This is a genomic window from Xanthomonas sp. NCPPB 4467 (assembly GCF_041475665.2).
Classification (GTDB): domain Bacteria; phylum Pseudomonadota; class Gammaproteobacteria; order Xanthomonadales; family Xanthomonadaceae; genus Xanthomonas; species Xanthomonas dyei.
Map to the genome: position 1 here is coordinate 3,041,570 of NZ_CM191260.1, position 19,108 is coordinate 3,060,677.

18 protein-coding genes and 1 other RNA gene are annotated in these 19,108 nt (G+C 64.3%); 10 read left to right on the forward strand and 9 right to left on the reverse strand.

The window, feature by feature from the left end; genetic code table 11:
• Positions 1 to 195: 195 nt before the first annotated feature.
• From ACCQ06_RS13490 to ACCQ06_RS13510, 5 genes are all read right to left on the reverse strand, one after another.
• Positions 196 to 954, reverse strand: coding sequence for a cytochrome c1 (locus tag ACCQ06_RS13490; protein ID WP_170068527.1), 759 nt, complete (start codon positions 952 to 954; stop codon positions 196 to 198).
• Positions 947 to 2,206, reverse strand: a complete 1,260-nt coding sequence (locus ACCQ06_RS13495; RefSeq protein WP_104614708.1) for a cytochrome b — start codon at positions 2,204 to 2,206, stop codon at positions 947 to 949. Before ACCQ06_RS13495 ends, ACCQ06_RS13490 begins: the two co-directional genes overlap by 8 nt.
• Positions 2,206 to 2,850 carry a ubiquinol-cytochrome c reductase iron-sulfur subunit gene (gene petA, locus ACCQ06_RS13500; RefSeq protein ID WP_104614709.1) on the reverse strand — a complete coding sequence of 215 codons (645 nt, stop codon included), beginning with the start codon at positions 2,848 to 2,850 and terminating at the stop codon, positions 2,206 to 2,208. The genes ACCQ06_RS13495 and petA overlap by 1 nt, the downstream gene beginning before the upstream one ends.
• A gap of 364 nt (positions 2,851 to 3,214) precedes the next feature.
• Positions 3,215 to 4,198 carry a lytic transglycosylase domain-containing protein gene (locus ACCQ06_RS13505; RefSeq protein ID WP_104614710.1) on the reverse strand — a complete coding sequence of 328 codons (984 nt, stop codon included), beginning with the start codon at positions 4,196 to 4,198 and terminating at the stop codon, positions 3,215 to 3,217.
• A 49-nt stretch (positions 4,199 to 4,247) separates the two neighbouring features.
• The gene (locus tag ACCQ06_RS13510; protein ID WP_316686361.1) at positions 4,248 to 5,213 is read right to left on the reverse strand and encodes a helix-turn-helix transcriptional regulator; all 966 of its coding nucleotides are present in this window, start codon (positions 5,211 to 5,213) and stop codon (positions 4,248 to 4,250) included.
• Between the two features lie 109 nt (positions 5,214 to 5,322).
• Here ACCQ06_RS13510 and ACCQ06_RS13515 point away from each other — a divergent pair, with 109 nt between their 5' ends.
• From ACCQ06_RS13515 to ACCQ06_RS13560, 10 genes are all read left to right on the forward strand, one after another.
• The gene (locus tag ACCQ06_RS13515; protein ID WP_316686365.1) at positions 5,323 to 5,943 is read left to right on the forward strand and encodes a glutathione S-transferase family protein; all 621 of its coding nucleotides are present in this window, start codon (positions 5,323 to 5,325) and stop codon (positions 5,941 to 5,943) included.
• 66 nt (positions 5,944 to 6,009) lie between these two features.
• Entirely contained in the window at positions 6,010 to 7,479 is a 1,470-nt protein-coding gene (gene miaB, locus ACCQ06_RS13520; protein ID WP_228323811.1) for a tRNA (N6-isopentenyl adenosine(37)-C2)-methylthiotransferase MiaB, read from the forward strand.
• Positions 7,480 to 7,573: 94 nt separating this feature from the next.
• Positions 7,574 to 7,640: non-coding RNA, sX9 sRNA (locus ACCQ06_RS13525), on the forward strand.
• A gap of 641 nt (positions 7,641 to 8,281) precedes the next feature.
• Complete coding sequence (locus ACCQ06_RS13530) at positions 8,282 to 9,268, forward strand: PhoH family protein (protein ID WP_316686368.1); 987 nt, start codon at positions 8,282 to 8,284, stop codon at positions 9,266 to 9,268.
• Complete coding sequence (locus ACCQ06_RS13535; protein WP_316686371.1) at positions 9,265 to 9,822, forward strand: hypothetical protein; 558 nt, start codon at positions 9,265 to 9,267, stop codon at positions 9,820 to 9,822. The genes ACCQ06_RS13530 and ACCQ06_RS13535 overlap by 4 nt, the downstream gene beginning before the upstream one ends.
• A gap of 94 nt (positions 9,823 to 9,916) precedes the next feature.
• A complete protein-coding gene (ybeY, locus tag ACCQ06_RS13540) occupies positions 9,917 to 10,402 on the forward strand; it encodes an rRNA maturation RNase YbeY (RefSeq protein WP_055851860.1) in 486 nt (161 codons plus the stop codon).
• Positions 10,402 to 10,920, forward strand: coding sequence for a hypothetical protein (locus ACCQ06_RS13545; RefSeq protein ID WP_228323808.1), 519 nt, complete (start codon positions 10,402 to 10,404; stop codon positions 10,918 to 10,920). Before ybeY ends, ACCQ06_RS13545 begins: the two co-directional genes overlap by 1 nt.
• A gap of 96 nt (positions 10,921 to 11,016) precedes the next feature.
• Entirely contained in the window at positions 11,017 to 11,895 is an 879-nt protein-coding gene (locus tag ACCQ06_RS13550) for a CorC family transporter (RefSeq protein ID WP_104614742.1), read from the forward strand.
• Positions 11,892 to 13,157, forward strand: coding sequence for a lipoprotein N-acyltransferase Lnb domain-containing protein (locus ACCQ06_RS13555; RefSeq protein WP_170068528.1), 1,266 nt, complete (start codon positions 11,892 to 11,894; stop codon positions 13,155 to 13,157). The genes ACCQ06_RS13550 and ACCQ06_RS13555 overlap by 4 nt, the downstream gene beginning before the upstream one ends.
• A gap of 14 nt (positions 13,158 to 13,171) precedes the next feature.
• On the forward strand, positions 13,172 to 14,173 hold the full coding sequence (locus tag ACCQ06_RS13560; RefSeq protein ID WP_228323807.1) for a magnesium and cobalt transport protein CorA: 1,002 nt from the start codon (positions 13,172 to 13,174) through the stop codon (positions 14,171 to 14,173).
• Positions 14,174 to 14,449: 276 nt separating this feature from the next.
• Here the strand turns inward: ACCQ06_RS13560 and ACCQ06_RS13565 are convergent, their stop codons facing one another.
• The 4 genes from ACCQ06_RS13565 to ACCQ06_RS13580 all read right to left on the reverse strand — a co-directional run bounded on the left by ACCQ06_RS13565 (position 14,450) and on the right by ACCQ06_RS13580 (position 19,005).
• Positions 14,450 to 15,814 (reverse strand): NAD-dependent succinate-semialdehyde dehydrogenase, encoded by a 1,365-nt coding sequence (locus ACCQ06_RS13565; RefSeq protein ID WP_228323806.1) that lies wholly within the window; start codon positions 15,812 to 15,814, stop codon positions 14,450 to 14,452.
• A 304-nt stretch (positions 15,815 to 16,118) separates the two neighbouring features.
• Entirely contained in the window at positions 16,119 to 16,967 is an 849-nt protein-coding gene (locus ACCQ06_RS13570) for an ABC transporter permease subunit (protein ID WP_055851842.1), read from the reverse strand.
• Entirely contained in the window at positions 16,964 to 17,878 is a 915-nt protein-coding gene (locus tag ACCQ06_RS13575; protein ID WP_316686380.1) for an ABC transporter permease subunit, read from the reverse strand. Before ACCQ06_RS13575 ends, ACCQ06_RS13570 begins: the two co-directional genes overlap by 4 nt.
• The gene (locus ACCQ06_RS13580) at positions 17,875 to 19,005 is read right to left on the reverse strand and encodes an ABC transporter ATP-binding protein (protein ID WP_316686383.1); all 1,131 of its coding nucleotides are present in this window, start codon (positions 19,003 to 19,005) and stop codon (positions 17,875 to 17,877) included. The genes ACCQ06_RS13575 and ACCQ06_RS13580 overlap by 4 nt, the downstream gene beginning before the upstream one ends.
• Positions 19,006 to 19,108: the final 103 nt, after the last annotated feature.

A 19,108-nucleotide genomic window follows, 5' to 3' on the forward strand; every position in this document is an offset into this window, starting at 1 on the left:
GGCCGGCCATGCATGGCGTGCCCGCCGCCCCCTCACCCCAACCCCTCCCCACGGGGAGAGGGGCTTGAGCATGCAGGCCAGTGTCTGCGCCTGGCATCCGCTGCTTGGTGCCTGGCTTGGTACGTATTTGAGGCGTGCCGTTGGTGCAGACATTGATCGGAGATCACGCCCCGATCAATGCACGTCCTTCAAGTCTCAATGCACATCCTTCCAGTATTCCTTCTTCAGCAGATACGCGATGAAGGTGAGAAACGCCAGAAACAGGATCACCCACACGCCCATGCTCTGCCGCTTCAATACGGCCGGTTCGCCTGCATACTCGAGGAAGTTGGCGATATCGCGCACGGTCTGGTCGAACTCCACCGGCGTCTGACGTCCCGGCTGCCCGAGTTTCAGCGCCTCCACCGGTTTGTCGCCGGTGGCCTTGTCGGGCGGGCCGAATTGCGCCTGCTGCAGGCCTTGCAGTTCCCATAGCGGATTGGGCATGGACGCGTTCGGGAACAACTGGTTGTTCCAGCCCAACGGGCGGGTCTGATCCAGATAGAACGACTTGAGGTAGGTGTACACCCAGTCGGTGCCGCGCACGCGCGCGATCAAGGTCAGATCCGGCGGCGCCTTGCCGAACCACTTGGTCGCCGCATCGTGTGGCATGGTGCCTTCGATGTGCTCACCGACCTTGGCCCCGGTGAAGTTGAGGTTGGCCATGACCTCGGCTTCGCTCAATCCCAGGTCGCTGGCCATGCGCGAATAGCGCAGGTACTTCAACGAATGGCAGCCGGAGCAGTAGTTCATGAACAATTGCGCGCCGCGTTGCAGCGATGCGCGGTCGCCCAGATCGTTGCCGGCCTGCTGTACTTTCCCGCCTTCGGCCGCCATCGCGCCTGCAGCCAGCGTCAGCCCGCAAAGCACTGCCGCCACGCGCGACTTCCATGACATCACGATGCGCTTAGTCATGGGTCGTCACCCGCTCTGGTACCGGCTTGGTCCTGTCCAGCCGCGTCCACACCGGCATGGTGATGAAAAAGGCGAAGTACAGGAAGGTCAGCACGCGTCCCACATAGGTTTCGTGCGCATCGGTGCCGGGGCCGGAGCCGATCACGCCCAGCCACACGAAGCACACCACCAGCACGCCCAGCGCCGCCTTTGAGATCCAGCCGCGATAGCGCACCGAGCGCACCTTGGCGCGATCCAGCCACGGCACCAGAAACAGGATGGCGATCGCCGAGAACATCACCAGCACGCCGCCGAGCTTGTTGGGCACCACGCGCAACATCGCGTAGTACGGCGTGTAGTACCAGACCGGCTTGATGTGCTCCGGCGTTACCAGCCGATTGGCCTCGGTGAAGTTATCGTGCTCCAGAAACAGGCCGCCGAACGCAGGGGCGAAGAAGATGATGAAGGCAGCAATGAGCAGCAAAAAGCCGACGCCAACTAGGTCTTTCACCGTGTAATACGGGTGGAACGGGATGCCGTCGGCGGGCTTGTGCGCATCCCAGCGGTTGCCCTTCGGCCCCTTCTTGATATCCACGCCGTCGGGGTTGTTGGAGCCCACTTCGTGCAGCGCGCCGATGTGCAGCACGATCAGCAGCAACAGCACCAGCGGCAGTGCGATCACGTGCAGCGCGAAGAAGCGGTTGAGGGTGGCATCGCCAGGCAGGTAATCGCCCATGATCCACTCCGTCAGCCCGTTGCCGATCACCGGGATGGCGCCGAACAACGAGATGATGACCTTCGCCCCCCAGAACGACATCTGGCCCCACGGCAATACGTAGCCCATGAAGGCTTCGGCCATCAGCACCAGGTAGATCAGCATGCCCAGAATCCACACCAGCTCGCGCGGCTTCTGGTAGCTGCCGTACATCAACCCGCGGAACATGTGCAGATACACCACGATGAAGAACAGCGAGGCGCCGGTGCTGTGCATGTAGCGGATCAGCCAGCCCCACTCCACGTCGCGCATGATGTATTCGACCGACGCGAACGCATCGGCGGCGCTGGTCTTGTAGTGCATCGTCAGGAAGATGCCGGTGACGATCTGATTCACCAGCACCACGATGGCCAGCGACCCGAAGTAGTACCAGAGGTTGAAGTTCTTCGGCGCGTAGTACTCGCTGATGTGCTTGCGGTACGTGGGCATCAGCCCGGGCGCGCGTTCGTTGACCCACTCGAACACGCCGTTGGCGGTACGAACCAGAATATTGCTCATCAGGCAGCCCCCGTGCTTTTGGCCGACGTACCGGCACCATCCGGATCGACGCCGATCACCAGGGTGTTGTCGTCCACATAGTGATGCGGGGGCACCAGCAGATTGATCGGTGCGGGCACGCCATCGAAGACGCGGCCGGACATGTCGAAGCGCGATTTGTGGCACGGGCAGAAATAGCCGCCCTTCCACTGCGGGTCGTAGGGCTCGGGCCGGATCTCGGCCACCATTTCCGGTGAGCACCCCAGATGCGTGCACAGCCCGACCAGCACCGAGATATCGGACTTGATCGAGCGGTACTCGGGATTCTTCAGCACGTACTCGGGCTGTTGGTCCTTGTTCTCGGACTTGGGATCCTTAAGCCGGTCGTCCAACGACGGCAATGCATCGAGCATCGCCTTGGAGCGCTTGACGATCCAGATCGGCTGACCGCGCCATTCCAGGACCAGCCGTTGCCCTTCCTGCAAGGCGCTGATGTCGGCGGTCACCGGTGCACCGGCCAATTTGGCGCGTGCACTGGGATTCCACGACTTCACGAACGGAACTGCAACAAATCCTGCTCCGACCGCACCGACCACGGTCGTCGTCGCGGTCAAAAACCGGCGACGCCCGATATCAGCAGGTGCGTTAACCCCATCGTTGGCCATCCGGCTCTCCGATCTTGATTAGGTAGCGTGAGGCTGCCAACGGCTGGCGGGGGGTCCAGCCGCGATGAATCGACCGCAGTGTAGCGGAACGCTTAATGCACAGACAATGCAATGTACGCAGTCGGGCATGTGCGATGCAATGGCCGATGTGCGCGGTCGCCTCAGGTGATGCGGGCCAAGCGCGATGCCCCATGCAATGGCTGTGACGCTGCGCGCAGACAGCGTATCGGTGCGCGGGCGCGATGCCGCAGCGATGGCATCGCTACGCAGGTGCAGCATTGGCGGCCATGCGAACGACAAGGACTCATGGCGTGACCGCCTCGGCGCTGCCTGCATCTGCAAGCGCTGGGGCGCAGCACGTTGCTCAGTTGGCAGTTGCGCTCTGACCGCGATAACGGCCGGCCAGCAGGCCGACACGCTGCACGTAGCGCTGGGTCTCGCTGTAGGGCGGCACGCCACCGTAGCGATCCACGGCACCTTCGCCGGCGTTGTAGCCAGCGGCCGCTAGCGTGAGGTCGCCATTGAAGCGCTTCAGCAACCACGAAAGATATTGCACGCCACCGCGAATATTTTGCGATGCGTCATACGCATCGTTGACGCCGAAGCGGCGGGCGGTGCCCGGCATCAACTGCATCAATCCCTGCGCGCCGGCGCGACTGAGCGCCAACGGGTTATAGGCCGACTCGGCATGGATGATGGCCCGCACGATCGCTTCTTCGACCCCGAACTCGCGCGCCGCCGACGCGATCTCCTGCTGATAGGCCGCAGTGTTGAGCCGGATTGCGCCGAAGTTGACGCCCGGCTTGGCGCCGCAAGCGTAACAGGTCTCGATGAAGCTGTAGTGGATGGTGCGCAGCCCTTCGACGCTGGCCACCTGGCGCGGACGTGCGCTGGTGTAATGGCGCACGCCGTCCTTCATATACGAATAGACCTGTCCGCTGACCACCCGACGCGGGTTGACCGCAGCGGCCGGCACGGCGGCGGGCATGATCGATGTCGCACGCTCTGCCATCGGCAATGCACGCGGCGCGGCCACAGCGGCCTCGGCAGTGCGGCGTGGTGGCGGGCTGATGATGGTGGCGGGTGCACCGCTGTCGAGATTGGCGGCGGAACGGGCCGACGCATTGGACACTGCCGACGCCGGATACACAGGTGAAGATGGCAGGCGGCGTGCCGAACGATCCGGGGTATAGCTGCTGATGACGCTACAGGTGGCGCCGCTCTGGCGCTTGCTCAGGTAGCTGGTGATGCCATCGCCGCTGACGCATTTGTACAGCGTGCCGGCGCTGACCGGCGCAGCCGACAACGTGACAAGCAACAGCCCCAGCAATCTTGACATCCCCTTCATGCGGCGGAGTGTCACAGCTTGCCTCGGGCTTGCCAAGAGGCTGCAAGTCTCAGGCCGACGGCCGGTGCAGCCGCGTCCGCAAGGCGTCCAGCGCATCGAGCAGCGGTTGCCGCAGGGTGTCCGGCGTAATCGCCTCGAACGGCAGCTCCAGCAACAGCAGATTGGCCGCAAGCGCCGGCATGCTCGGCGCGCCCAGCCCAAGCCAGCAATGGCCTGCCCCGTCTGCCTCCAGCGCGCCCAGCCAGGGTGGAACCTGCGCGGCCAACACCTCCAGCGTGCCGGGCAGGCGCACCCGCGCCCGACACGGAAACGGCGCTTCGCCGATGGCTGTGCGCAGCAACTGCAGCGGCTCCTCCGGCAGCGCACGCGCGGCGAACCGGGCCCCGGTCATGACCGCCAGATCGATGCGATCTGCGCGCAGCGTGCGCCAATCCTGGCGTTCGCAATCCCAGGCCAGCAGGTACCAACGCCGGCCGTAGTTGACCAGCAGCGCTGGCTCGACGCAGCGGGTGATGGCCACGCCGGAGTGACGTCGATAGTCCAGCCGCAGCGTGGTGCGGTCGCGGCAGGCGCCGGCAAGCTGCGCCAGCAAGGCGGCGTCCACCAGAGTGCCCGCCTCGGCACTCGGCATGCTCGCCATGGCGGCGTGTGCGGCGCTGGCGCGTTGACCGCTCCGGCGCGGCAACAGCGGGTCCAGCTTCGCCAGCACGCGAGCCGCCGCCGCATCCATGCCGGCGATGGCCGGGGCGGCCGCGCGTAGGGCGATCGCCACGGTCAGGGCCTCTTCTTCTTCGAACAGCAGCGGCAGGGCGGCCGCGCCCTGCCCCAGCCGGTAACCGCCGCCCGATCCCGGCGCCGCATGCACCGGATAGCCAAGCGCGCGCAGTCGCTCGATATCGCGCCGCAGGCTGCGCGGGTGCACCTCCAGGCGCTCGGCCAGTGCAGCGCCCGGCCAGCTGCGGCCACCTTGCAGCAAGGAAAGCAGTCGCAACAGACGGGCAGCGGTCGAAGCCATGGCGAGACGGTATTGCGGACAGAAACTGTCCGCAAGGGACCCTCAGGATCGTCATACCAGCAATGACCTCGCACTCAACCACTCAACAACCGATCTCAAGGAGCCCGCCATGTTCGCCGACCGCCATATCACCCTGTTCCACAATCCCCGCTCACGCTCACGCGGTGTCCTGGTGCTGCTGGAAGAGCTGGGCGCCAGCTACAGCCTGCAGATCATCGATCTGGAAAAGGAGCAGCAGCTTGCGCCGGAGTTCCTCGCGATCAACCCGATGGGCAAGATCCCGACGATCGTGCACGGCCACAGCGTGGTCACCGAACAAGGCGCCATCTATCAGTACCTGGCCGAGCTCTATCCGGAAGCCGGCCTGTCGCCTGCGCCGGGCGATGCCGACCGCGGTGCCTACCTGCGCTGGTTGGCGTTCTATGGCGCGGCATTCGAACCGGCAATCGTCGACCTTGCGCTCAAGCGCTCGCCCCCACCGCGCTCGCTCTCGCCCTATGCCGACTCCGACACCGTCCTGAACGTGGTCTACGCACAGCTGGCGCAAGGCGACTACCTGCTGGGCACGCGCTGCAGCGCAGCCGACGTGCTGTGGGGCGGCGCATTGGCATGGATGGTGCAATTCGGCCTGATCGACCCGCCGGCCCCGACTCGCGCCTACATCGCACGCATGGCCGAGCGCCCGGCAGTCGCGCGCGCAACCGGCGTCGACGCGCAGGCAGCAAGCTAGGAGCGCAAGCGCTGCCGTGAGCGGGTAAACTGCGCGGCTATCTCTTACCCGCCTGGAATAAGCGCCATGCCCGGGACACCCGATTCCGATCTGTCCGCGGCCACCGCCGTGGACGCCCCCGCCCTGCTGCCGTTGCCGGTCGCCCACCCGGCGGCGCCTGCCGTGGTACGCGGCAAGCTGTACATCAAGACCCACGGTTGCCAGATGAACGAGTACGACTCGGCCAAGATGGCCGACGTTCTCGCGGCCTCCGAAGGGCTGGAGCTGACCGACAACCCCGAAGACGCCGACGTGGTGCTGGTCAACACCTGTTCCATCCGCGAAAAGGCGCAGGAAAAGGTGTTCAGCCAATTGGGCCGCTGGCGCTTGCTCAAGGAAAGCCGCGCCAAGGCCGGCGGCACGCCGGTGATCATCGGCGTGGGCGGTTGCGTGGCCTCGCAGGAAGGCGAAGCCATCGTCAAGCGCGCGCCGTATGTGGATCTGGTGTTCGGGCCGCAGACCCTGCATCGCCTGCCGGAACTGATCCGTGCACGGCGCCAGTCCGGCAAGTCGCAAGTGGACATCAGCTTCCCGGAAATCGAGAAGTTCGATCGCCTGCCCGAACCGCGCGCCGATGGTCCGTCGGCATTCGTATCGATCATGGAAGGTTGCTCCAAGTACTGCTCGTTCTGCGTGGTGCCTTACACGCGCGGCGAAGAAGTCAGCCGCCCGTTCGAGGACGTGCTGGTGGAAGTGGCGCAACTGGCGGCGCAAGGCGTGCGCGAGATCAATCTGCTCGGCCAGAACGTCAACGCGTATCGCGGTGCGTATGGTGCCGATGCCGGCGAGGCGGCGCAGTACGCCGATCTGGGTCTGTTGATCCGCACCATCGCGCAGATCGAGGGCATTGGCCGCATCCGCTTCACCACCTCGCATCCGCTGGAATTTTCCGATTCGCTGGTGGATGCGTATCGCGACGTGCCGCAGCTGGCCAACTATCTGCATCTGCCGGTGCAGGCAGGCAGCGACCGCATTCTGTCGGCGATGAAGCGCGGCTACACCGCGCTGGAATTCAAATCCAAGATCCGCAAGTTGCGCGCGGTGCGCCCGGATATTTCGATCAGCTCGGACTTCATCGTCGGCTTTCCCGGCGAGACCGAAGCGGATTTCGAAAAGACCATGAAGTTGATCGAAGACGTCGGCTTCGATCAGAGCTTTTCGTTCGTGTATTCGCGTCGCCCCGGCACGCCGGCCGCAGACCTGGAAGACGACACGCCCGATGCGGTCAAGCAGGCGCGCCTGGCCCGCTTGCAGGCGCACATCAGCGCGCATGCGGCGACCATCTCGCAGTCCATGGTCGGCAGCGTGCAACGGGTGCTGGTGGAAGGCCCGTCGCGTCGCGATCCGAACGAGCTGACCGGCAAGAGCGAGAACATGCGCCCGGTGAATTTCCCCGGCAATCCGCGTCTGATCGGGCAGTTTGTGGATGTGTTGATCACCGAGGCGATGAGCAATTCGCTGCGTGGTCGCATCCACCTGGACGACAGCACCAGCTGACACGCGCGCCGCATCTGTGCGGCGTTGCGTTGAAAGCAGCTAACAAAACGATTGTGCTCGCCGCCAGGCGTGCATGGCCGGCGCTCGATGCGGCATGTGCCACTCGTACATTCCGGTTCTTGCGCACTTACCTGACGACTGCTCGCTACATCTTGTCAGCCGCTCTGAGGATGACCGCGGCAGATGCACGTCGCGCGTACGTTGCACGCGTCATGCCGTGTGGGCGATCAACGATTGAACGTTCTACGCACGCTGCTCGGAGCATTGCGTACCAGCGCGTGCGCTGTGCTGTGTTGCGCGCATGCTGGTGTGGGTTACTCCTATCTTTACGGCAGCGCGGCGTACTCACCGCTTAGCTGCTTGTGTTGGCCGCGCGCGATGCACGGCCGCGCCGCCGCCCACGCATCCGATGCTGGGCGACGCAGCGGCTATATCACGGCAAGCAGCAGTGTGCAGCGTCTGCGGCAGTGATCAAAAATTCACCACACCGCCGCAACACCTTGCAGCACAAGGGATGGTGCCACTTACCCACAGGCTTTGCCGAATTCGATCCACACCGCGTGTGGACAACCCTGCGCGCACTGGCGATTTTTTCACCACATGCCGTTCAAGCCTTATACCAGTAAGGCTGACGCAATCTATCCACAGGTTAGTGATGCGTGACTCCACAGCGCTTGTGGAAAAGCCGCCCGCGCGCGTATTGGCCATGCCACGACGCCCGGCGTGTTGGTGGGATCACATCCTGCGCGCTACCCTTGTCTGCCGCCCTACCGACGCCCCGCGCGCGCTGTCCGATCCGACCATGAACTCACCTGCCTACCGCGATTTCACCCTGGAACCCGACGACACCGAGCGCCTGGCCAATCTGGCCGGCCCGTTCGACGCGCACCTGCGCCAGATCGAGCTCAAGCTTGGCGTGGAGATCGCCAACCGCGGCAATATCTTCCGTATCACCGGCCCGGAACCGGCGATCACCGCCACGCAGACGTTGTTGACCGCGCTGTACGACGAAGCCGCCTCCACCACCTTCGATAACCATGCGATCCACCTGCGCTTGAACGATGCCAACGTCGAGCATGTGGCCGAACGTGCTTACCAGGCAAAGGACGTGGCGATCAAGGTCAAGCGCGGCACCGTGCGCGGCCGTGGTGCCAACCAGGCCAAGTACCTGCACGCGATCACCACCCACGACATCAATTTCGGCATCGGCCCGGCCGGCACCGGCAAGACCTTCCTGGCAGTGGCCAGCGCGGTGGAGGCGCTGAACGAATCGCGCGTGCAACGGTTGATCCTGGTGCGCCCGGCAGTGGAAGCCGGCGAAAAGCTGGGGTTCCTGCCAGGCGACCTCAGCCAGAAGGTAGACCCGTACCTGCGCCCACTGTACGACGCGTTGTACGAAATGCTGGGCGTGGAAAAGGTGATCAAGCTGCTGGAACGCAACGTGATCGAAATCGCACCGCTGGCCTATATGCGCGGCCGCACGCTCAACGATGCGTATGTGATCCTGGACGAGGCGCAGAACACCACCATCGAACAGATGAAGATGTTCCTGACCCGCCTGGGCTTCGGCTCCACCGCGGTGGTCACCGGCGACCTGACCCAGATCGACCTGCCCAAGCACGTCAAATCCGGCCTGCGCGATGCGATCGAGGTGCTGCACGAGGTCGACGGGGTCAGCTTCACCTTCTTCGAGGCGCGCGACGTGGTGAGGCATCCGTTGGTGGCACGTATCGTCAATGCCTACGAAAAGCGCGACAGCATCGACAAAGAGACAGGTCCGGCTGCATGAGCCGGCGTCTCATCAGGGTGGCGCTGGCCGCCCTGCTCGGCATTGCATGTAGCCCTAGCGGTTCGGCACAGCCACCAGAGGCTGAGGCGAACACGCAACAGCGCATCGCCCTCAATCAGACCGTCACCCTGCCATGCCTGTCGATCGCGCTCGAAGAAGGCACCATCGTTCTCCCCGAATCGGAACTCCAGCGCGCTGCCGCGTTCCGGCGCAGCTTTGCCAGCGTCCCCAGAGGCAGTGAGCGCCAGCGGCTGGCATGGATCGCCGGGGACCGGGCGCGAGTGCTCCTGGCGGCAGCAAGCGACACCCACGACCGCTTCGGCTGCACCGCCGTGAGCGCTGCGCAGGCAACCAGCGATGGCATGTACCTGGTGGGGCAACTGCTCGAACGCGGGCAGGCTGCGGTGTGGACACGCGCGCCGAGCGGCTTCGCACCTGCGATCACAGTCCAACATACCGACCCGCAATGCCAGGAGGGTCCGCATGGCTGGATCTTGTATCGCATCGCCGATGGTGGACCGTTACTGATGGAGGTGACCGAATGTGTCCGATGAGGCCTACGCCGGCCTCGTTGCCAGAGGTCGCGGTGAAGCGTCACACGCGCGATACTGTCGACTCCTTTCAGCTGCCCACATCAGACGTGTCCCCATGACCAAAGGCCCCGTCCGCCTCGACGTTGCCGTCAGTTACGCGCTACCGCGCGCCGGCCTGCCGTCGGCGGTGAGTTTTCGCAAGTGGGTGGCCGCGGCGCTGAAAGGCCGCATCCGCGAGGCCGACCTGGCGGTGCGCGTGGTCGACGAGAAGGAAGGCTGCTCGCTCAATCATCATTACCGCGGCAAGGACTACGCCACCAACGTGCTGAGCTTTCCGGCCGAGCTGCCCGAAGGCCTGCCCAAGGGCATCAAGATGCCGCTGCTGGGCGATCTGGTGATCTGCGCGCCGGTGGTGGCGCGCGAAGCGGCCGAGCAAGGCAAATCGCTGGCGTCGCATTACGCGCATCTGACCGTGCATGGCACCTTGCATCTGCTGGGCTGGGATCACGAAGACGACAAGGAAGCCGATGCGATGGAGCAACTGGAGCGCGAAATCCTGGCCGATCTGGGCATCGACGATCCGTATGCGGGGGAGCGCTGATGCGCGCGTCGTTCGCCCTGAGCTGCCTGCTGCTGAGCCCCTCGACGGTGCTGGCACAGAGCGCACCGGTGCGCCCGGACCTGCCGGCATTGATCGAGTGCCGGCAGCGTATCGGCGATTTCACCGCGCTGGCGCCGGTGCTGGCCGACCCGCTCAAGGCAGTGGCGTTGGGCTGGACGCCGCTGGATCAGTCCAACCTGTTCATGACCGAATACACGCTCAATACGCCAATCAGCGTGTTCGGCCACAGCACCACGCATATCGCATTTTCCGGCGCCAGCATCATGGCGATCCTGGACCTGCCCGATCCGCGCCCGCTGGCCAAGCAACTGGACCTGGAACTGGGCGTGGATAACGCCGAAAAGGTCATGTACGGCCGCGAGCTGGTCAGCGAGGACACCACCAACCCGAAGACCGGCGAGGCGATGATCGAGTCGGTGGTGCTCAGTGTGACCAACGTCAAATCGCACCCCGGCAAGACCGTGGTCGGCTGCGGCTACAGCCTGGACCTGCCCTGACACCCCGGCGCCGGGCAGCGGATCCACAGCGCCCTGCCGGCTTCCTGCTAGACTGCAACCTATCGCCTGGTTTGCCGGGTGCCCTTCCCCGTCATGATGTCCGAAGACGACAGTAGCCACACCTCAGAAACCCCCGAAAAACGCCGCAGCTGGCTCGAACGCCTGAGCGCGGCCTTCTCTGGCGAACCCCATACCCGCGACGAACTGGTCGCGTTGCTGCGGACCGCCGAACAAGACGGTCTCATCGCCGCAGACACCTTGCGCATGATGGAAGGCGCGATCTCCGTGTCCGAGCTCACCGTGGGCGACGTGATGATTTCGCGCTCGCAAATGGTCTCGCTGCCGGTGGAAGCGCGCTTCATCGACCTGATGAAGCAAGTGGTCGAATCCGGCCATTCGCGCTTCCCGGTGCATGGCGAAAACAAGGACGAAGTGCTCGGCATCCTGCTGGCCAAGGACCTGTTGCGCGGCGTAGTCGCCGACAACGGGCCCGGCAACGTGCGCGAGCTGTTGCGCCCGGCCGTGCTGATCCCCGAGTCCAAGAAGCTCAACGTGCTGCTCAAGGAATTCCGCCTGTCGCGTAACCACATGGCGATCGTGGTGGACGAGTACGGCGGCGTCGCCGGGCTGGTCACCATCGAGGACGTGCTGGAGCAGATCGTCGGCCAGATCGACGACGAGCACGACGACGCCGAAGAAGAAAATTCGCTGATCGCGATCCAGGCCGATGGCCGCTACGTGGTCGATGCGCTGACGCCGATCGAGGACTTCAACGAACGCTTCGGCGCCGAATTTCCGGACGACGAGTACGACACCGTGGGTGGCTTGGTGACCGATGCGATCGGGCACCTGCCGGAAACCGGCGAAGAGCTGACCTTGGGCCGGTTTGCGTTCCGCGTGGCCAAGGCCGACGCGCGCCGTGTGCACGCCTTCCACGTCACCATCCTGCCACCCGACCCGCAGGACGACGCTTGAACCTCGCACGCCGTCACGCCACGGTGCGATGCGGCCGTGGTGGTTGGCAATGGGTTGCGTCCTGGGCGCTGCTCCTGCTGACGCTGCTGGTGGCGCCGCTTGCGTCGGCCCAGATGACGCAGGCTGCTGCTCCGAGCAGCACACCGCCACCGCGCATAGGCGTAGTCACCATGCAACCGGGCGAAGTGTTCTTCGAACGCTTCGGGCATGACGCCATCGTGGTGGTCGACCCGCTGACCCAGCAGGCGACCTCGTACAACTTCGGCTTCTTCGACCCGAGCGAGCCGGACTTCGTGCCGCGTTTCACCCGCGGCGAAATGATGTATTACCTGGTGGCGTTGCCGCTGGCAGAAGATCTGTCGCAATACCGCAACGTTGGCCGCGGCGTCAGCGTGCAGTGGCTGGATCTGCCGCCGGAGCAGGCGCGCGCGCTTGCCGATGGCCTGGCGGTCCGCAGCCGGCCGGAAAACGCCCGCTATCACTACGATTATTTCGAAGCCAACTGCGCCACCATGGTGCGCGACACCCTGGACCGTGCGATGGGCGGCGCGCTCAAGTCGCAATTGGCCGGCCGCTCGCGCGGCAATACCTTCCGCAGCGAAGCGGTGCGCCTGGCCTCCCCTGCCCCGTGGATGTGGCTGGGCTTCGACCTTGGGCTGGGGCCGTATGCAGATCGCCCGTTGTCGCGCTGGGAAGAAGCGTTCGTGCCGATGCGGCTGGCCGACAGCCTGACCCAGGTGCACAACAGCGCCGGCCGCCCGTTGGTGCAAGCCACGCAGGTGCTGCTGCCGCATCGCATCGCCCCGGAACCTGCCGAACAGCAACGCCATTGGTGGCCGTGGTTGCTGGTCGGCCTGGCGCTTGCCGCCGGCGTGCTGGCACTGCGCCGCAAACCGCGCTTACTGGCCGGCCTTGCGCTGCCATTGTGGTTGCTATGCGCCATTGGCGGCGGCCTGCTGGTGTATCTGTGGGGCTTTACCGCCCATCAATCCGCGTGGGCCAATCGCAATCTGTTGCTGGTCAATCCGCTGTGCGTGGTGCTGTTGATCGGCGGCCTGCAGGTGCTGCGTGGTCGCCGGCCCGGACGCTGGTTCGCTGGGCTGCGCTGGGTGGTGGCCGCGGGAGCGTTGCTGGCCCTGGTCATTCACTGGCTTTCGTTCCAGGCGCAGGACAACCTGCAGTGGGTGATGCTGCTGTTGCCGATCCATGTCGCGCTCGCGATCGCGCTGCAACCGCGCGACTTGTCGCTGCGCACGCGCTGATCCAGGATGCGCGCATGAACAATCACGGTCGCCATCCAGACAACCCGTCCTGCGTCATCACCTGCGCCTACTACGACGACGAAGGCACGCGGCACGATATCAGCCTGGAGCAGATCAGCGATGTGCTGCAGCGCCCGGACGGCTTCGTCTGGGTTGGCCTGTACGAGCCGCAGGAATCGGTGCTGCACAAGTTGCGGGACGAGTTCGGCCTGCACGATCTGGCCATCGAAGACGCGCTCAAGGCGCATCAACGCCCCAAGGCCGAGAGCTACGGCAATTCGTTGTTTGTGGTGGTCAACACAGCGCAACTGGTCAACGAGCGCATCCGCTACGGCGAAACCCACGCGTTCCTGGGCAGGCGCTTTCTGTTGACGGTACGCCATGGCGCCTCGTTGTCGTATGCGCCGGTGCGTCATCGCGTCGAACGTGACCCGGCGATGCTGCGCAAGGGCGCTTCGTTCTGTCTGTACGGCGTGCTGGACTTTGTGGTCGACAACTATCTGCCGATCATGGACGAGTTCCGCGACACGCTGGAAGGCCTGGAAAAAGACATCTTTGCCGACAATTACAAGCGCGAAACCGTGGTGCGCCTGTATGAACTCAAGCGCGAACTCAACAAGATGCGCCTGGTGGTCGCCCCGTTGCAGGACGTGCTGTCGCACCTCAAGCGCAATCCCGGCGCGTTGATTCATGACGAGGTCGGCATCTACCTGCGCGACGTACTCGATCACGCCGTGCGCATCAACGACGCCATCGACACCTTGCGCGAGATGCTGGGCACCGCCTTGAGCGTCAACCTGTCGATGGTGACGCTGGCGCAGGGCGAGACCGTCAAGCGCCTGGGTGCCTGGGCCGCCCTGCTCGCCGCACCGACCCTGATCACCAGCTGGTACGGCATGAACTTCACCCACATGCCCGAACTCGACAAGCCATACGCCTACCCCTTGCTGGTGGGCGGCGTGGTGGCCTCGTGCCTGGTGCTGTATCGCCTGTTCAAGCGCGCCCGGTGGCTGTAGGCCGCTTTGCGGCCGGGATTGGGGAGTGGCGATTCGGGATTGGTTGGAGCGGGTGGGCTGGTTGCTGATCGAGCTTGAGTGATGGTTGAGTTTGAGCGCTGTTGCTTTTGATCGTTCGATCAATACTGTTTGATGGCTGGTGGTTTCTGTTGGCGCGCGCTAGCCAACGACCAGCTGATGCGTACCCTCATCCACCTTTCGGGCACCTTCTCCCGGTGGGAGAAGGAAGCGCCGTTGCTTGACGAATCCCTACTCCCGAATCCCCAATTCCGGCACTCAAGCCACATAGATCGTCTTGATATTCATGAACTCGTGGATGCCGTGATCGGCGAGTTCGCGGCCAAATCCTGAGCGCTTGATGCCACCGAATGGCAGCCGCACATCGCTCTTGACCACCGAATTGACGAAGGCGGCACCGCACTGCAGTTGCTGCGCGACGCGCTCGCCGCGTTTGGCATCGGCAGTCCAGACACTGCCGCCCAGGCCGAAGGTGGTGTCGTTGGCCACACGTACCGCTTCGGCCTCGTCGGCCACACGAATGATCGAGGCCACCGGGCCGAAGAATTCTTCGTCGTACGCCGGCATGCCGGGTGCGACCTGGTCGAGGATCGTGGCCGGGTAGCCGGCATGCGAACCCGGCACCGGTGCGCCGCCCAGCAATACCTTGGCGCCCTTCCCTACGCTGGCCTGCACCTGCTTGTGCAATTCGTCGCGCAAATCGGCACGTGCCATCGGTGCGAGCGTGGTGCTTTCCTGTTGCGGGTCGCCAACCACGCGCTCGGCGGCGGCGGCGACAAAGCGTTCGATGAATTGGTCGGCGATGGCATCGACCACGATGAAGCGCTTGGCGGCGATACAGGTCTGCCCGCTATTGTCGAAGCGCGACTGCACTGCCGATTGCACGGTGTGTTCAAGGTCGGCGTCTTCCAGCACCACGAAGGCGTCGCTGCCGCCCAGTTCCATCACGCATTTCTTCAGCTGATCGCCGGCGTTGGCGGCCAGCGAGCGGCCGGCACGTTCGCTGCCGGTCAGCGTGACTGCAACAATGCGGTCATCGCGCAGCACATCGGCGGCCTGGTCGTTGTCGATATGCAGCACGTCGAAAACGCCCGGCGGAATGCCGGCGGCATCGAGCACGTCTTTCATCGCATCGGCGCAACGCGGCACGTTGCTGGCATGCTTGAGCAAGGCCACATTACCGGCCATCAGGCCTGGCGCGAGAAAGCGAAACGCCTGCCACAGCGGGAAATTCCACGGCATCACCGCAAACACGCAGCCCAGCGGTTCATAGCGCACATAGCTGGACCGCGCCTCGGTGGGAATCTCGCGCGGCGCCAGGTACTCGGCAGCATGGTCGGCGTAATACGCGCAGGCCTGCGCGCACTTGTCGACCTCGGCCAGCGCTTCGCGGCGCAGCTTGCCCATCTCGGCGGTCATGATGCGCTGCAGATCATCGCGCCGTTTGGTCAACTCTTCGCCGACCCGACGCAGCAAGGCGCCGCGTTCGGCCAAGGGCAGTGCTGCCCACTGCGCAAACGCCTTGGCGGAAGCAGCCAGACGCGCCTCGATGGCGGCAGCGTCCAGCGTCGGCTGGGTATGTTCGACCTGGCCATTGGCCGGGTTGACGGTGTCGTAGGACATGACGGTCTCCAGTTGCAAGACGCCCAATGCTAGTCGCCGGGAAGTTGCAGCCGCGTCACAACCACTGCAAATTGCTGCAACGCTGTGTTTACCCGCACCGCGACGCAATGCCGCACCTTCATCGCACAGCTCTCTGATCAATGACCGCTGGGATAACGCCCCCAGACGAGGTAACGAAAGCAGCCTTGCCCTGTTCAGGCGGTCCAACCGCGCATTGCTCTAGCATTGCGCGGCGGCAGATTCATCCATCCATTTTGATGGCCGCCTGCTGCAGTTCATTGGCCACACCACCGCGGGCACGTGCTCAGGGAGCCGCTTGCAGCGCCAGTTGCTGATCGCGCAGACGGCGTTTTTCGCTGCGGGCCAGCAGCCACCAACCGATCACCGCGGCGACCGACACCGCCAGCACCATTACTGTGGCCAGTGCGTTGATCTTGGGGCTGATGCCCAGCCGCACCGATGCGAACACCTTGATCGGCAGCGTGGTGGAACTGGGCCCGGCCAGGAAGCTGGCAATCACTACATCGTCCAGCGACAGCGTAAAGGCGAGCAGCCACCCCGATGCGAGTGCCGGGGCGATGATCGGCAAGGTGATCAGGAAGAACACCTTCAGCGGCGTGGCCCCCAGATCCATCGCGGCTTCTTCCAGCGAACGGTCCAGCTCCTGCAGGCGCGAGGAAATCACCACGGTGACAAACGACACGGTGAAGGTGACATGCGCGACCCAGATCGCCACTGCGCCGCGCGGTGCGATGCCGAGCACGCCACCCATCGAGACCAGCAACAGCAGGATCGACAAGCCGATGATCACCTCCGGCATCACCAGCGGTGCGGTGATCAGCGCACCGAACAGCGTTTTACCGGGAAACCGCCGCATGCGCACCATCGCCATCGCGGCCATCGTGCCCAGCACCATCGACGCACAGGCGGTCCAGAACGCGACTTCCAGGCTGACCCAGGCCGCCTCCAGCAATTGCCGGTCGCGCAGCAACTCGCCATACCAGCGCGTCGAAAACCCGCCCCACACCGTGGCCAGACGCGAGGCGTTGAACGAATACACCATCAGCAACAGGATCGGCAGATACAAAAAGCCGAACCCCAGCGCGAGCACACTGCCGCCCAGCACGCGCCCACCGCGCGAGGCGCGCATCATGTCAGCCGCCCTTCCAGCTCGCGCTGCTGGTAACGATGGAAGATCACGATCGGCACCAGCAACAACACCAGCATGACCGTGGCCACGGCAGCGGCCACCGGCCAATCGCGATTATTGAAGAACTCGCCCCACAGCACGCGGCCGATCATCAAGGTGTTGGGGCCGCCCAGCATTTCCGGAATCACGAACTCGCCCACCGCCGGGATCATCACCAGCATGCAGCCGGCCACGATGCCGTTGCGCGACAGCGGCAAGGTGATGCGCACAAACGCTTGCCACGGACGCGCGCCCAGATCGTAGGCTGCTTCCAGCAAGCGGTTGTCGTGCTTGACCAGATTGGCGTACAGCGGCAACACCATGAAGGGCAGATAGCAGTAGACGATGCCGATATAGGCGGCGATGGGCGTGTACAGCAACTGCAAGGGCTGCTTGATCACGCCTAGCGCCATCAGCGCCTGATTGAGCAGACCGTTGCCGTCGAGAATGCCGATCCATGCGTAGACACGAATCAAAAACGAGGTCCACGATGGCAGCACCACCAGCATCATCGCCACGTTGCGGGTAGCCAACGGCAAGCGTGCGATCACAGACGCCATCGGGTAGCCGATCAACAACGCCAGTACGGTGGAGATCGCCGCGATCTTGATCGAGTTGAGGTACGCGGCCACGTACTGGCTGTCGCGCAGCAGCGCCAGATAATTGCCCAGATGCAGCTTGACGCTGACGGCGCCATCGGCCGCAGATGCGAACAGCGGCGTGTATGGCGGCATCGCGATGGCGCGCTCGGCAAACGAAATCTTCAGCACGATCAGGAACGGGATCGCGAAGAACACCAGCAACCACAGGTACGGTGCGGCGATCACGCCCCAACGTGCACCCGGCAAGCCGCGACGGAAAAGACGCGGCCTCATGCGGTAAGCACCACGCCGTCGTCCTCGCCCCAACCCACCCACACCGCATCGCCCCAGGTCAGCGCTTCGCTGGCCCAGCGCTGGCGATTGGCGAAGTTGGCCATCAGCTTGACCCCGCTGGGCAGGCGCACGTGGTAGACCGAATGGCTGCCGAAATAGGCGATGTCTTCGATCACGCCATGCGCCTTGTTGCAGGCCTGCGCCGGCTCGTCCTTGCCGATGGACAGTTTTTCCGGACGCAGCGCAAACGCCACCGCTTGGCCTTCGAAGCCGGTGATGCCGTGGCCGATGCGGATAGGGGCGTCGAAGGCCGGCGTCTTCAGCGTGACGTAATCGGGCGCGTCTTCGGCGATGACGGCATCGATCAGATTGACCGAGCCGATGAATTCGGCGGCGAAACGGTTGGCCGGTTGTTCGTAGATTTCATCGGGCGTGCCGACCTGCTGGATCCAGCCCTGATCCATCAGCGCGATGCGCGTGGCCATGGTCATCGCCTCCTCCTGGTCGTGGGTGACCATCACGCAGGTGACGCCGGAGGTTTCGATGATGTTGACCAGTTCCAGCTGCATCTGCGAGCGCAGCTTCTTGTCCAGCGCGCCCATCGGTTCGTCCAGCAGCAGCAGCTTGGGCCGCTTGGCCAGCGAGCGCGCTAGCGCGACACGCTGCTGCTGGCCGCCGGAGAGCTGATGCGGCTTGCGCCTGGCCAACGCGCCCAGCTGCACCAGCTCCAGCATCTCGCCGACGCGGCTGGCGATAGCGGCCTTCGACAAGCCCTCCTGCTTCAGCCCGAAGGCGATGTTCTGCTCCACGCTCATATGCGGAAACAGTGCGTAGGACTGGAACATCATGTTGATCGGGCGCTCGTACGGCGGCAGCGCATCGATCGGCTGGCCATCGAGTGTGATGCGCCCCTTGGTGGGTCGCTCGAAGCCGGCCAGACAACGCAGCAAGGTGGATTTGCCGCTGCCCGACCCGCCCAGCAGCGCAAAGATTTCGCCCTTGCGGATCTGCAGGCTGACATCGTCTACCGCGACAAAGCCATCGAATTCCTTACGGACCTCGCTGATGGACAGGTAGCCGGCATCCGCAGGGGTGGACAGGGGCGGCAAGGCGTCGGTCAGTGACATGGTTCCTCTCGATGACGGCAAACGCAGGCGCCGGGGGCAGAGCCTGCGCACCATGATGGCAAAAGCATGTATCGGCTGTCGTGCGCGTCTGCGCGTCTGCGCG